14 protein-coding genes are annotated in these 13,765 nt (G+C 70.4%); 2 read left to right on the top strand and 12 right to left on the bottom strand.

Annotated features, from left to right (window positions below; genetic code table 11):
* Positions 1-21: 21 nt before the first annotated feature.
* The 4 genes from FHU34_RS17065 to FHU34_RS17050 all read right to left on the bottom strand — a co-directional run bounded on the left by FHU34_RS17065 (position 22) and on the right by FHU34_RS17050 (position 4,987).
* Complete coding sequence (locus FHU34_RS17065) at positions 22-588, bottom strand: hypothetical protein (protein WP_145781680.1); 567 nt, start codon at positions 586-588, stop codon at positions 22-24.
* A gap of 626 nt (positions 589-1,214) precedes the next feature.
* On the bottom strand, positions 1,215-1,844 hold the full coding sequence (locus FHU34_RS17060; RefSeq protein WP_145781678.1) for a hypothetical protein: 630 nt from the start codon (positions 1,842-1,844) through the stop codon (positions 1,215-1,217).
* 13 nt (positions 1,845-1,857) lie between these two features.
* Positions 1,858-3,579 carry a DUF4012 domain-containing protein gene (locus tag FHU34_RS17055; RefSeq protein ID WP_244311707.1) on the bottom strand — a complete coding sequence of 574 codons (1,722 nt, stop codon included), beginning with the start codon at positions 3,577-3,579 and terminating at the stop codon, positions 1,858-1,860.
* Between the two features lie 160 nt (positions 3,580-3,739).
* On the bottom strand, positions 3,740-4,987 hold the full coding sequence (locus FHU34_RS17050; RefSeq protein ID WP_145781674.1) for a glycosyltransferase family 4 protein: 1,248 nt from the start codon (positions 4,985-4,987) through the stop codon (positions 3,740-3,742).
* Positions 4,988-5,155: 168 nt separating this feature from the next.
* On the opposite strand from FHU34_RS17050, the gene FHU34_RS17045 reads away from it, so the two are divergent.
* Positions 5,156-5,710 carry an arsenate reductase/protein-tyrosine-phosphatase family protein gene (locus tag FHU34_RS17045; RefSeq protein WP_145781672.1) on the top strand — a complete coding sequence of 185 codons (555 nt, stop codon included), beginning with the start codon at positions 5,156-5,158 and terminating at the stop codon, positions 5,708-5,710.
* Here the strand turns inward: FHU34_RS17045 and FHU34_RS17040 are convergent.
* Entirely contained in the window at positions 5,691-7,154 is a 1,464-nt protein-coding gene (locus FHU34_RS17040) for a tyrosine-protein kinase domain-containing protein (protein WP_145781670.1), read from the bottom strand. The genes FHU34_RS17045 and FHU34_RS17040 overlap by 20 nt on opposite strands.
* Positions 7,155-7,490: 336 nt before the next feature.
* On the opposite strand from FHU34_RS17040, the gene nhaA reads away from it, so the two are divergent.
* Positions 7,491-8,846 (top strand): Na+/H+ antiporter NhaA, encoded by a 1,356-nt coding sequence (nhaA, locus tag FHU34_RS17035; RefSeq protein WP_145781667.1) that lies wholly within the window; start codon positions 7,491-7,493, stop codon positions 8,844-8,846.
* A 49-nt stretch (positions 8,847-8,895) separates the two neighbouring features.
* Here nhaA and FHU34_RS17030 read toward each other — a convergent pair whose 3' ends face one another.
* From FHU34_RS17030 to egtB, 7 genes are all read right to left on the bottom strand, one after another.
* Positions 8,896-9,093, bottom strand: coding sequence for a hypothetical protein (locus FHU34_RS17030; protein ID WP_145781665.1), 198 nt, complete (start codon positions 9,091-9,093; stop codon positions 8,896-8,898).
* Positions 9,094-9,097: 4 nt separating this feature from the next.
* Positions 9,098-9,418: a hypothetical protein gene (locus FHU34_RS17025; RefSeq protein WP_145781663.1), complete on the bottom strand. Its 321-nt coding sequence runs from the start codon at positions 9,416-9,418 to the stop codon at positions 9,098-9,100.
* Positions 9,418-9,780 (bottom strand): DUF1622 domain-containing protein, encoded by a 363-nt coding sequence (locus tag FHU34_RS17020; RefSeq protein WP_088989513.1) that lies wholly within the window; start codon positions 9,778-9,780, stop codon positions 9,418-9,420. Before FHU34_RS17020 ends, FHU34_RS17025 begins: the two co-directional genes overlap by 1 nt.
* Positions 9,781-9,819: 39 nt before the next feature.
* Positions 9,820-10,407: a TMEM165/GDT1 family protein gene (locus FHU34_RS17015; protein WP_145785637.1), complete on the bottom strand. Its 588-nt coding sequence runs from the start codon at positions 10,405-10,407 to the stop codon at positions 9,820-9,822.
* Between the two features lie 215 nt (positions 10,408-10,622).
* A complete protein-coding gene (egtD, locus tag FHU34_RS17010) occupies positions 10,623-11,588 on the bottom strand; it encodes an L-histidine N(alpha)-methyltransferase (protein WP_145781661.1) in 966 nt (321 codons plus the stop codon).
* 48 nt (positions 11,589-11,636) lie between these two features.
* A complete protein-coding gene (gene egtC / locus FHU34_RS17005) occupies positions 11,637-12,383 on the bottom strand; it encodes an ergothioneine biosynthesis protein EgtC (RefSeq protein WP_145781658.1) in 747 nt (248 codons plus the stop codon).
* 28 nt (positions 12,384-12,411) lie between these two features.
* On the bottom strand, positions 12,412-13,731 hold the full coding sequence (egtB, locus tag FHU34_RS17000) for an ergothioneine biosynthesis protein EgtB (protein ID WP_145781656.1): 1,320 nt from the start codon (positions 13,729-13,731) through the stop codon (positions 12,412-12,414).
* Positions 13,732-13,765 lie beyond the last annotated feature (34 nt).

The raw sequence follows: 13,765 nt of genomic DNA, 5'->3' as shown, positions 1-13,765 counted from the left end.
GTCGGACGGTTTCGGTGGGGGTCAGCTGTTCCAGTACTGGCCGACCAGGTCGGTGGCCTGCTGCTCCCACTGCGCGTACGCGTCCGGGTAAGCCGAAACCTGCACGGTCTGCGCGGCATCCGTCAGCGGCATGTCCTGCCACCCGTCAACCTGCTTCAGACCCTTCAGGAACGCCGTCGTCGAGTAGGCCGGGTCGGTGATCTGCTCCGGCGTACCCCAACCCGAGGACGGGCGCTGCTGGAACAGACCCAACGAGTCATGGTCGTTGGCGTCGCCGAGGTGGCCGAGGTTCTCCAGCTTCGACTCCTGCAGGCTCGTCGCGATCGAGATCACCGCAGCCCGCTCCGGGAGACCGGCCTTCTTCGTCGCGGCGATGATCGCCTTCACGTTCGCGGTCTGCTCATCGTTCAGGGAGATGTGCGACTGCTCGCCCTGCGGCTTCGGCGCCGCCGACTGCACCGCAACAGCAACAGGCTTCGCGTCCACAGCCGGAGTGGCGGCGTGGGCGGCGATCGGACCGGCGAACACACCACCGGCAAACGCCAGACCAGCAACAGACAGCACACTCTTACGCATGATCGTGTTCATGGGGGAAGCTCCTTCGGGGGTAAGAACACCCGACTCAGTGGGCACGGGTGTGAGCACCTCGTCCGGCGCTGCAAAAAGTCTTAGGGGTTCATCGGCGGCCAGCGAGCGGGGGCTCGCGGCGCCGGGACCCTGTGTAACGACCCGGGGGCCGGGGTCATTCCGGCTCCGTGGCACCCGGTGGAGCGGGGTGCCGGTCGGTGCTGGGGTCCAGGTGTGTAACGACCCGGGGTCGGGGGTCATTCCCGGGGGCGGATCATCGCGCCGACAGGCCGTGGTCCTGCCATCGTCAGGATGTGTAACGACCCCGACCCGGCCACGATTCCGGCCGAGATGTGCCGCCGACCACACGTCGATACCACCCAAACGGAACAAACCACACGGACCAACCCGACCCCAGGCACCACACCACCCACGCTGGCGGGCAGAACACCCCCAGCTCACGCTTGATCCACACGACTTCGCTGATGTCGCGGTATCCGTGAGGGTTTGATACCGCGACTTCGCCGAAACCGTGTCGATCAAGACGTGTCGGTCAGGACCGCGCGCCCAGCACAAGGCTGGCGCCCGCCGGAACGTTCCGACGGGCGCCAGCTCTGTGCTGTCCGGGCGTTGCCCGGTGGTGCGGGTTAGTGCGCGGCACCACCGAAGCGCTGGCGGCGACGCCAGGCCAGGGTCAGCAGCAACATGATCGCTCCGGCGCCGACCAGGCCGCCACCGAGCTTCATGGGCGTGCCGAGGCTGTCACCCGTGACGGGGAGCGGCTGCTTCTTGTGCAGCACCCGCAGCTCCGTCGAGGCGGTACGACCGGACTCCCGGCCGGTCGCGGTGAAGGTCAGCAGACCCGTCACCGACGGCTTGTAGCTCTTGGTGAAGCGCCCCTGGGCGTTGGTGAACGCCGTGAAGTTCAGCGGCGCGCTCGCCTGATAGGCCACCGGGGCCATGGCCACGGTGCTGCCGTCGCTGCGGCGAGCCGGAGCCTGACCGCCGGCCGGAGCGGCCAGCGGGGTGACCGTCACCGAGATGTCGACGGTCTCGTTCGGGCCGAAGTTGGTGCCGGTCAGGATGACCGTCTCGCCGAGGAAGATCGTCGGCCGGTTGACGGTCAGTGACGCCACTACCGGCGGGTACGGCGGCGGTTGGGGCGGGTCAGTGGTCGCGCTGGGCGCCGGCTGCGGCTGCGCCGCCCCCGCTGCCGTCGGCACGGCCACCACGGCCAGGCCGACCGTGAGCGCCATGATGATGCGGGATAGCCGCATGATTGGTTCCCTCCTACTGGTCACAGCTTGGTGCGGAATGAACTTGGGTGGTCCAGGGGCTGGCGGTGGGGGTCAGCCACAGCTCGGCCTGACCGACGCCGGTCTTGGCTGTCAGCACGGTGGCCTCCAACGTCTTCTCGGCGCCGGGGGCGACGTCGACGCTGGCGGTCGCCACCTGACGGCGGCGTTCGGTACCGCTACCAACGGCCGTCTCGGCCCCGTCGAGCCGGGCCTCGAGCACCGCTCCGCCCGCAGGGCTGAAGATCGACACCAACGTGCGGACGGTGTACGGATCACCAGCCATACCGAGACCGAGGACGGACTTGGTCAGTCCGGACTTCGGCGCCGTCGAGCGCAGGGTCACCCGCAGCCGGAGTTCGCGGCGACCGTCGGGGCGGCATTCACCGACCGTCAGGTTCGCCGTCTGTCGTAGGTAGTAGCCGAGCTTCGCGCCGCTGCCGTCGTTGAGGAACACGCCGACAGTCGGCACGGTGTCCTGCTCCGGAAGCGTCCCGGCCATCCGGCTGTCGCCGAACGTCCGCTGTTCCTCAGGTCGGGCACTCCAGAACAATATCCGCCGTTCGGTGATAGCACGGTCAAATGCGGACAACAACACCCTAGGGTTGACATTCTTCTTGAAGAAGGCGTCGAAGACCGCCGCCGCCGACGCCGCGAAGAACTCGTCCTGCTCCTCGACGTCGAGCCGCCGGTAACTGTCGTTGAGCAGTGTCTGCACGACCTTCTCGCTGGCCAGCGGCACACCGCCGGGCACCAGCACCGGGCCGGTCGCCTTGAGCAGGTAGGACAGCACCACCGGATCGACGGCGAGGACGCCGTCGACGGTGGTGCCCGTCTTACGCCGGAACATCTCGCGGTACAGCGTCGCGGCGGTCGGGAAGTGTGGGGACAGATTGACGTCGGCCGGGTAGATGCCGGGAAGGTCGGTCCAGAGCGCGCGGGTCTCGGCGGGCACCTTCAGCGCCGGTTTGAAGAAGCCAAGCGAGGACGAACTGCCCTGCTTGCCCATCTTCACGGCGCCGTTCGCCGCCTCGATCATCGCGTACGCGCCGAACATGCCGCCGGTGGCACGCAGCTCGGCGAGGTTCTGTGAGACCAGCAGGTACCGCCGCGGCCCGCTCGCGCCGAGCAGTGGCGGCAGCAGGCGGGCACCCTGGTCGGCAGCCGTGGTGAGGCCGGCCAGGCGGTCGATCTCACCACGCAGGTCGACAAGCGCCTGCCGGACCTGGCTGACCAGGCCGTCGGCCGGCACCGCCGCCAGGTCTCGACGCGTTTCCTGCACGGACTCGTTGACCCGGGTCAGTTCGGCGGAGACGCCGCTGAGCCGGGCCAGGTCCAGACGACCGCCGGTCGGCACCAGGCTGGTCAGGTCCATCCGGAGCAGGGTCGGGAACGCCTGCCGGGCCAACTCGTCGATGGCGGCAGCGATCTGCTGAACGGCATCCAGGTTGTCGCCCACCATCGGGGTACGCCGACCAAGCCGCCAGCTCGGGTCGCTGGTCGCCGCGCGGGCCGCGCGGGACTGCTCCTGAAGGGCGGCAAGGGTCCGCAACGCACGGTCGGTGTCCCCGCCGACCACGAGAGCGCTCAACTCTCGGGCGAGGCCGGCGGCGTTGAGTAGGTGGGCACGCGCCTGCCAGCCGCGAAAGCCGACCCAACCGCCGGCCGCCAGCAGAAGCGAGCCGACCACCAGGGCACTGAGGAGGGCGCGTCTCACTCGGGCACGCCGACGGCGCCGGGACCGGCTCCGCCTTCGGGTCGGCCGTTCGCTTTCCGTCACACCACACTCCCATTCGGGGAATCGGACAGATGGTCGATTCCCTGACGTTCTTAGCATGCGTCCGGGAACTTCGTACCGTTATCGCAATGATTACCGCTTAAGCGAGGTTTCCTCGCAGTTCGCTGACCGGCGCTGCGGCCCGCCCCGCTGCTTCGTGCAGCAGCCGCTCGATCCGGTCCACCCCGGCGGGCAGCGACATCTCCCGCAGGTACGCCGACCGCCCTCGGCGGCCCATCTCAACCCGAGCGGGCGGCGGGATCGTGGCGGCCAGCCAGAACCGGTCGGCCAGCGCCGCCCAGTCCTCCGGCGGGCAGGAGAGACCGGCCCTGGCCCGTTCGACCAGCTCGGCCGTGTCTCCGCCGGCCGACGCGACCACCGGGGCAGCACACGAGAGCGCGGCCTGGAGCTTGCCCGGCACCGTGCCGCGCAGCTCCGGAAGGTCGCGCAGCATGACCAGCTGGTAGTCGGCGGCGGCGTACAGCTCAGGCATGTCGACAGGTGACCGTCGCTCCACGAAGCGGACGTTGTCCGCGCCCAGCTCGGCGGCGAGCCCCCGCACCCGCCGCTCGTCCGCGCCCGAACCGACGAGGACCAGGTCCATCGTCCGGTCGAGCGCCGCCGCCGCCCGGACCGCGGTCTCCAGTCCCTGCCGCGCGCCGATGGTCCCGGCGTGCATCACCACGCACCGACCGTCCCGACGGACCAGTTGGCGGGCCGCCACGCCGGGCGTCACCGGGTGGAAGATCCGCTCGTCGGTCCAGTTGAGCACCTCTCGGACCCGGGTCGGGTCGGCGCCCGCGGCGACCACCAGATCCCGCATCGACGGCGCGGCCACCGCGATCCGCGCCGCGGTCCGAAAGATCCGGGTCATCGCGCTGCCCATCCGCGCCGCCCAGCGGTCCTCGCCGGTCTCCTCGGCGCCGTCACGGGTCCAGACGTCCTGCACGTGCAGCACCGCCGGCACCTGTCCGAGCAACCGGAGCACACCGGCGGTGGCGAACGTCGTCGCCGGTAGTTGGAAGACGTAGAGCGCGTCCAGATCGGTGAAGTACCGCCGGGCGACCCACGTCGCGCTGCCCGCGAAGGACAGGTAGTTGGCCATGCGGCCCCTGGTGGACGTGGCCCGCCCGGGGTAGCGCGGCACCCGTCGGACGGTCAGCTGTCTACTGTGCGTCTCGTGGTGCCATCGCTGCCGCCAGCCGGGATAGACGTGCCCGCCCGGGTAGTCCGGGAATCCGGTGAGCACCCGAACCTCGTGCCCACGCGCGGCCAACTCCTCCGCGAGACTCCCGGGGATGAACGCCGGTTCGGGCGGAAAGTGGTACGACAGGATGCCGATCCTCACTGACACACCCCCGTCCGGTATGGATTGGCGTCGGTCGGCGCGGCACGACGACCGGCGGGCGTCTCGCGCGCGTACGATGCCGACAACCCCTCCCCGCGCGACCACCGGCGTCGACGCACCGCCCCCGCGGTGTGGACACCCGTGTCCGCACCGATGAGAGGGGCTCCGATGGCTGATCGTGTGTTGTTCGTCTGCCACGCCAACCTGTGCCGGTCGCCGATGGCCGAGTTCCTGGCCCGCCGACTGCTGGCCGGCCGGCCCGTCACAGTGGCCAGTGCGGGCACCGACGCGATCGACGGGTTGGGAATGCACCCGTACGCCATGGAGGTCGCGACCGACAGCGGCGCGGACCCGGCGGCGTTCCGGACCCGGGCGTTGCGCCCCGAGTACCTTGCCGACGCGACGCTCGTGCTGACCGCGACCCGGCGCCAGCGCTCGGTCTGCACCGCGCTGGCGCCGGCGGCGCTGCACCGGACGTTCACCGTGCGCCAGTTCGGCCGGCTGGCCGCGGCGGCCGAACCGCCCGCCGGATCGGCCGACGACTCGTTGCAGGCGGCGATCGCCGCCGCCGCCCTCGCCCGGGGACGGCTGCAACCCGCCGCCCCGGACGCGGACGACCTCCAGGACCCGATCGGCGGCACCGCCGCCGACTTCCGACGCTGCGCCGAGGAGATCGAACGGTCGCTGCGACCCCTCGCCGCGCTCATCGGGGCAGCCGGGTGAGTTCCTGGGTGTGGTCGGTGACGCCGTTGAGACCACCGGTGGTCGCGACGTGCCGACCGGTTGCGGCTCGTTCGGTCGGCACCGACGTCGTGGGCGTCGAGGCGACCACCCGGTAGGCCTCGTACTGGTACGCCTCGGCCTTGGCCACCTTCGCCATGTTGAGCACGCAGCCGAGCAGACGCACCGAGACCGAGTGCAGTGAGCGGGCCGCGGCGGCGACCTGGCTTCGCGAGGTACGGCCCTGCTGGGTCACCAGCAGCGCGCCGTCGGCCTGCACGGCCACGACCACGCCGTCGGTCACCGCGAGCAGCGGCGCGGTGTCGATGATCACGATGTCCGCCGACTCCCGGAGCGCCAGCAGCAGGTCCGACATCGCCTTGGAGCCGAGCAGCTCGCTCGGGTTCGGCGGGGCGGAACCGCTGGGCAGCACCAGCAGCGACTTGTCCCCCCAGCGCTGCACGACGTCGCCGACCTGCACGTCGCCGACCAGCACGTCGGTGAGGCCGACGCCCGCGTCCAGGCCCAGGTAGTCGTCGACCTTCGGGCGACGCAGGTCCGCGTCGACCAGCAGCACCCGCCAACCCGCCTCGGCCAGCGCGATGGCCAGGTTGCAGGAGAGCGTGGTCTTCCCCTCACCCTGCAGCGCGCTCGTCACGGCGATGACCCGAGCCGGCTCATGGACATCCACGAAACGCAGATTGGTACGCAACTTGCGGACCGCCTCGGCACGCGCGGAGGTGGAGGCGTCGCCCACGATCAGCGGCGCGCTGCGGGCGTTGCCCTCGAATGGAATCTCGCCGAGCAGAGGGCTGCCGGTGGCTCGTTGCAGACCGGCGGCGTCGCGCAGTCGGACGTCGGCCACGCCGCGCAGGATCGCCAGACCGATACCGAGGATCAGACCGATCACGCCACCGAGGGTGAGGTTCCGGACCGGCTGCGGCGAGACGGGGTTGGCGCTCACCCGGGGGCCGCTGACCACCTCGATCTTGATCGGTGCCTTGCCCTCCGGCGTCGTCTCGACCTTCTGGACGAGTTCGACGAACTTGGTGGCCAGGGTCTCCGTCACCCGCAACGCGCGGGTCTGATCGGTGTCGGTGACCGACGCCTGGAGCATGACGGTGCCGGTCTGGGTGGAGGTCTTCACCCGTTGCTGCACCTCGTCCGCGGTGAGGCCGACCGGGGTCTCGGCCACGACGCTCTGTGCCAGTCGGTCGCTGGTGAGCAGGTCCGCGTACGACTTGACGCGCTGCTGGAGGAAGAGCCCACCCTGGTATGCCTCGCTGACGCCCGTGTTGGGGGTGGTGACGAAGAACGTCACCGAGGCGACGTACCGGGGTTGGGCGCGCACGGTCAGGAAGGCCGAGACGCCGAGGGCCACCATGATCGTGACCAGCGCAACCCACCAGTGCCTACGCACGTGACGCAAATGGCGGAGCAGATCCATCAGGCGCGCCTCCGTGCCGGTCCGGTTACGCCAAAGAACTTCACGAAAACCCCCAAGGTCGTCTCTAAACTCGTGAAACCATTAAAGCGGCTCATGCGGCTTATGTCCGGAGTTATGTATTTTCTGTAGTGCGACATGCATCCGGATGACCAACCCGAGAACCGCCCATTCGGCAGCGGCGACAACGAGGAAAAAGTCGAAAGCCGGTCAGGCGACGTCCGATCGGCCCAGCGGTCGCCGGCGGACGCGAAGCCGGATAGGGTCCGTGGTGGTGTGCCGGGAAGCCTGGTCGGCGAGTGGATTCATGCCGTCCTGACGTCCGAGGTGACCCCGCAGATGACCTCCCGCACCCCGCGATCCGACGGCCAACGCCCGCCGAAGAACCGGCTGTTCACCCGGTCGTCCTGGCCGGAGGCCCGGCACCTGGCCGACGTGCTGCGTACCGAGACCGTGGGCGGCGCGCTGCTGCTGCTCGGCGCCGCTGTCGCGCTCGTCTGGGCCAACTCCCCCTGGTCCGACTCGTACACCAGACTCGCCCGCTGGGTCCCCTGGCCCGGCGGCGCGTCCTGGCACCTCGACCTGGACGTCGCCGCATGGGCGGCGGACGGCCTGTTGGCCATCTTCTTCTTCGTGGTGGGCCTGGAACTCAAGCGGGAGTTCGTCGCCGGGGACCTACGCGACCCACGCCGGGCCGCGCTGCCGGTGGTCGCCGCGCTCGGCGGAATGCTGCTGCCGGCGCTGATCTACGTGGCGGTCATCCTGAGCGCGGGCGGAGAGGGACTACGCGGCTGGGCCGTTCCGACCGCCACCGACATCGCCTTCGCGCTCGCCGTACTCGCGGTGATCAGCACACATCTGCCCCACGGCCTACGCGCATTCCTGCTCACCCTCGCCGTGGTCGACGATCTGTTCGCGATCACCATCATCGCGGTCTTCTACACCGCCGACCTACAGCCCGCCGCGCTGTTCGCCGCGCTGGCCTCGATCGGGATCTTCGCGATTCTGGTGCGGCGCGGAGGTGGCTGGCAGTGGGCGCTCATTCCTCTCGCGGTCACCGCCTGGGCGCTGATGCACGCCTCGGGTGTGCACGCCACGGTGGCCGGCGTCCTGCTCGGCTTCACGGTCCCGGTGCTGGCCGGTCCCCGGACGGCGACCGGTGACCCATCGGCCGCCGACGCCGAGGGTGGGCTCGCCGCGCGCCTGGAGCACCGTTGGCGTCCGGTGTCGGCCGGCTTCGCCGTACCGGTCTTCGCCCTGTTCGCCGCCGGGGTCACAGTGCGCGGCAGCGACCTGACCGCCCTGCTGGCCGACCCGGTGGTGATCGCCGTCGTCGCCGCTCTGGTGCTCGGCAAGAGCATCGGCATCCTCGGCTCGACGTACCTGCTGGCCCGGTTCACCCGGGCCGAACTGGACGAGGACGTCACCTGGTCCGACCTGCTCGGGATCGCGATGCTCGGCGGCATCGGCTTCACGGTGTCGCTGCTCATCGGCGACCTGGCCTTCGGCGTCGGCGGCACCACCGACGGCCGGGTCAAGGCGGCCGTGCTGCTCGGTTCGGTGATCTCCGCCGGGCTGGCCGCGGCGGTGCTCGTCCGGCGCAACGCGGCGTACCGCCGGGTGGCGGAGCGGGAACGGCTCGACGCCGACGGCGACGGCGTGCCCGACGTCTACCAGCGGCCCGCCGAGGGTTGATCGGTATGCCGCACCGCGCGGTGCGGCGACCCGCCGACCCTGGCTCCGATCAGCGTCGACGGTCAGCGGGCGGCAGGTCCTCGGTCTCCTCGACCACCGCCTCGGCGGCGGGAGCGGTGAGGTCGTCGCCCGGCACCGCCACCTCCTCGACACGATCCTGCTCGTCGGCCTTCCCGCCGGGCGGCGGCTCGGGAGCGGTGCCAGCGCCGGAGAAGCCGTACTCGTTCGGTTCGTCGTGCCGGCTCATCTGGTCATCCTCCCGATTTCCTGGTTTCGCGTCCTAGCGCCAACGGTAGGTGGCAATCGTCTTCGGCGCAGGGGGCCGGGGATTGTCGCCCGGACCACGGGGTCGGAGCGCTCAGCGCCGCGCCGAGCAGTTGACGCAGGGCGATGATCGCCACCGCGCCGACCAGACCGTTCCAGCCCGGGTCACCGGCCAGCCGTATCAGGCCGGCCGCCGTCAGCAGGTCCAGCAGCAGTCGGACGCCGGTCTTCAGCGCACCGGTGCTGAGCACTGTCACCACGGCGACGACCAGGGCCAGAGCGGTCACCACAGTGACCAGGGTTTCCATCACCCGTGACGCTCCCCCTCGGCCACCTGGCGCTGCTCCTGACGGATCTCCCGGCCCAGGAAGTAGTTCAACGCCGTCCGGATCGTCGCGATCGCGGCCAGTTGGCCGATCTGCTCGAACGACGGGGACACCGCGGTCCGCAGCACGTCCGCCGCCAACTGGAACTCCAGGCCGAGAGTCAGGAACCGGCCCAGCGAGAGCCGGATCGGAGTGAAACGGGCGGCGGTGCGGTGTCGCAGCCCCTCGACCACGAACCGCACCGCCGCCCAGACCGCGCCCACGAAGATCACCAGCGCGCCGGCCACCTCCACCACGGCCACCAACACCTGGTCGCCGTGTCGCAACAACTCGGCCGGCTCCACCCCGGGCCGTTACCCGCCCTCAGGGCAGCTAGTCGGCACTCAGGTCAGCTCGTTCACCGCCTCCAGGATCAGCCACAGACCGGAGATGGCGAACAGGATCGCGGCACCGTACTTGATGGTCTTCTCCGGCAGCCGACGACCGAGCATCCGACCGACCAGGATGGCCAACGCGTCCGCCGCCACCATGCCGATGGTGGAACCGAGCCAGGTGCCGAACCAGCCGTACTTGGTGGCGAGCGTGATCGTGGCGAGCATCGTCTTGTCACCCAGCTCAGCCAGGAAGAAGGCCACCGACACCGCCACCAACGCGGTCTTGTTCGTCTTCTCCGCCTTGCGCTTCTCCTCCTCGGTGAGTTTGTCCCCGCGCAGGGTCCACGCACCGAAGCCGAGGAACGCCACACCGGCCACCAGGGAGATCCACTCGGTCGGCAGCACCGCTCCGAGGCCCGCGCCGATGGCGACCGACGCCAGGTGCACCACCGCCGTGGCGACAGTGATACCGATCAGCACCGGGATCGGCTTGAACCGCGTGGCGAAGGTCAACGCCATCAACTGGGACTTGTCCCCCAGCTCCGCGACGAAGATGACGCCGAAGCTGACGACCAGCGCGGCGAAAAATCCCTCCATGACGTCCTTCCCGCTCATGCCGGGAGGAGGTACAGGGGCGCCCTCGACCCGGCTGCAACAGCCTGAGTCGAAGGTCTCGCCCGCCTCGGAGACCGAGGCCGCGTGGCCGGATGCGGAACGCACCAGTATGTCGACCACGACATTGGGGGCTACTCCCCTTCGCCCGCTCAGCTTATCCGATCACCAGAGGCCCGGTTCGAGGCGGGTGAACAGGCTCAGCGGGCCCGCGCCAACGTGACCCCGAACAGCCCATCCGGGTCCGTCCAGAACTCCGCCGTCACGAAGCCCGCCGCGGCCAACTCCGCGGCGATCCCCTCCCTGTGGAACTTCGCCGAGACCTCGGTACGCAGGTCCTCCCCCGCCGCGAAGTCGACGGTCATGCCCAACACCCGCACCCGCATCGGCCGGGTCGCCCGCAACCGCATCTCGATCCACTCGTGCTCCGGGTCCCAGAGAGCGACATGGTCGAACGCCCCCGGGTCGAAGTCGGCGCCCAACTCGCGGTTGATCACCTGGAGCACGTTGCGGTTGAACTCGGCGGTGACCCCGGCCGCGTCGTCGTAGGCGGGCACGATCACCGACGGATCCTTCACCAGGTCCGTGCCGAGCAACAGCCAGTCGCCAACCTCCAGCGCCGCGCGCATCGCCGTCAGGAACTCGGCCCGCTCGGCGGGCAGCAGGTTGCCGATGGTGCCGCCGAGGAAGACCACGAGCCGTCGGCCGCCGGTGGGCAGCCGGTCCAACTGCCGGGTGAAGTCCCCCACGATGCCCCGCACCCGCAGGCCCGGATAGTCGGCGGCGATCTGGGCGGTGGACCCTCGCAGGGCGCTGACCGACACGTCGAGCGGAACGAACGTGCCCAGCCCACCCCGGCGGGTGAACGCGTCCAACAACAGGCGGGTCTTCTCCGACGACCCGGACCCCAACTCGATCAACGTCTTGGCCTCGGTCAACGCGGCGATGTCCGGAGCCCGCTCGGCCAACACCGCCCGCTCCGCCCGGGTGGGGTAGTACTCGGGAAGGCGGGTGATCTCCTCGAACAACTCGCTGCCCCGGGCGTCGTAGAACCACTTCGGTGGCAGCCACTTCTGCTCGGCGCTCAGCCCGGCCCGAACGTCGTCGCGCAGACCACGCTCCAGATCGCGCTCTTCGAGGTAGACCTCCAGCGGTTCCGCCGTCATCAACTCGCCCCTCTGCTCGATCGACAATCGCGTGCCGCCCGGCGCTGCTCACCGGGTCGGAAGTGGACGTACCCGCACCCCGTCGGCGGTGGCAAGGACCAGGTGCCCCTCCGGCACCGCCCGCCACCCGGGGCCGTCGTCGTGCGGCTCGGAGGCGAGCAGCACCGCACCGGGCGACTCGCGTACCGACAACGCATGCCCGGCCACGCTCGCCACCGCCTGCCGGCCGTCGGTGAGCAGCAGGTTCAGCCGCGACCCGGGGGCGGCCGCGGCGACGTCGGCCACCGTCCGCCCGACCGCGTCCGCCGGGTCGTCCCCGGCGCGCAGCCGATGCCGCACCAACGCCCATAGCAACGCCGAGTCGGTGGCGGCGTCCAACGTGAGCAGGTCACGAACCGGCAGACCGGCGGCGAGCGGCACCACCGCGTCCGGCCAGCCGCGGACCACACCGTTGTGGCTGAACAGCCACCGCCCCTCGGCGAAGGGCGCGGCGGCGCCGTCGAGCACCGCCATCCCGACAGTGGCCGACCGCACCGCCGCGAGCACCGCCCCGGCGCGGGTCACCGCCGCCAGTTGGGCGATGGTCGGGTCGCTCCAAATCGGCTGCGCCCGCCGATAACGCACCGGCTCACCCTCGCCCGGGTACCAGCCGACGCCGAACCCGTCGGCGTTGATGGTGCCGCCGCCGCGCATGTCCCGAGGTGCCCAGGACTGCCGCACCAACGAGTGCGGCGGGTCGAACAGCACCTCGGCCAGGGTGACCGACGGCCCCAGGTAGACCAGGTGACGACACATCAGGGAACCCTGCCCACCGGACCGTCGATCACCGGTACGACTCGTCCGGTCGGGCGTCGCGGGCACAGCGGAAACCGCTGAAGATCTGCCGGCGGATCGGATAGTCCCAGTTACGGAAGGTGCCCCGGCACGCCGAACGGTCGGTGCCGAACGAACCACCACGCAACACCCGGTAGTCGTCGCCGAAGAAGACCTCCGAGTATTCGCGGTAGGGAAACGCGGTGAAGCCCGGATGCCCGCCGAACGCGCTCGACGTCCACTCCCAGACGTCACCGATGAGCTGGTGCACACCCAACGGCGACACACCGGCCGGGTACGCGCCCACCGGCGCCGGCCACAGATGCCGCTGATCCAGGTTGGCGTGCGCCTCGGTCGGGTCCTCGTCGCCCCACGGATACCGCCGCGACCGTCCCGTCGACGGATCCCACCGGGCCGCCTTCTCCCACTCCGCCTCGGTCGGCAGCCGCTTACCGGCCCACGCCGCGTACGCCTGCGCCTCGTAGAAGCACACGTGCACCACCGGCTCGTCCCCGCGCACCCGATCCCACCGGCCGAAACGCCGGTACGACCACTCGTCGCCGTCACGACGCCAGTGCATCGGCGCCGCCAGGCCCTCCCGAAGCCGATGCGCCCACCCCTGCGGACTCCACCACCGCTGATCGTCGTAACCGCCGTCGGCGATGAAGGCCTCGTACTCCCCGTTGGTGACCGGGGCCGCGTCGATGACGTACGCCGGGAGGTCGACCCGATGCGCGGGACGTTCGTTGTCCAACGCCCACGGGTCGGTGTCGGTGCCCATCGTGAACTCCCCCGCCGGCACCAGCACCTCCCCGCCGACCCGCACCGACGGCTCGGGCGGCGACGGGGCGTGCAGCACCGCCGACCCCGCGCGCAGTTGGTGGGTGGCGAGCATCGTCTCGTCGTGCTGCTGCTCGTGCTGCACGATCATGCCGAAGGCGAACCCGTCGGCGACCAGCGGCCGCTCGCCGAACGCCACCGTGTCGAGCAGGTCGTGCACCTTGTCCCGCACCGTGCCCAGGTAGGCACGCGCCTCGGCGGGCGCCAACAGAGGCAACGCCGGACGGTCCCGACGCGGCTGCTTGAACGCGTCGTACAAATCGTCGATGTCACACCGCACCGGCTCACGCCCGCCGACGTCGCGGACCAGCCACAGCTCCTCCTGGTTACCCACGTGGGCGAGGTCCCAGACCAGCGGCGACATCAGAGGCGAGTGCTGACGCATCAGCTCACCGTCGTCCACCACCTCGGTCAACAACGACGTACGGGAGCGGGCACGGGCCAACTCCACAGCGATCCGATCACGCAACTGCTCACTGCTCGCACTCACCGAACCTCCTGCCGTTCGCGACTGCGGGGCTCGC

The organism is Micromonospora taraxaci, assembly GCF_007830095.1.
Taxonomy (GTDB): Bacteria; Actinomycetota; Actinomycetes; order Mycobacteriales; family Micromonosporaceae; genus Micromonospora; species Micromonospora taraxaci.
Note: the sequence above shows the minus strand (reverse complement) of the source record. Positions and strands in the feature narration are given on the sequence as shown.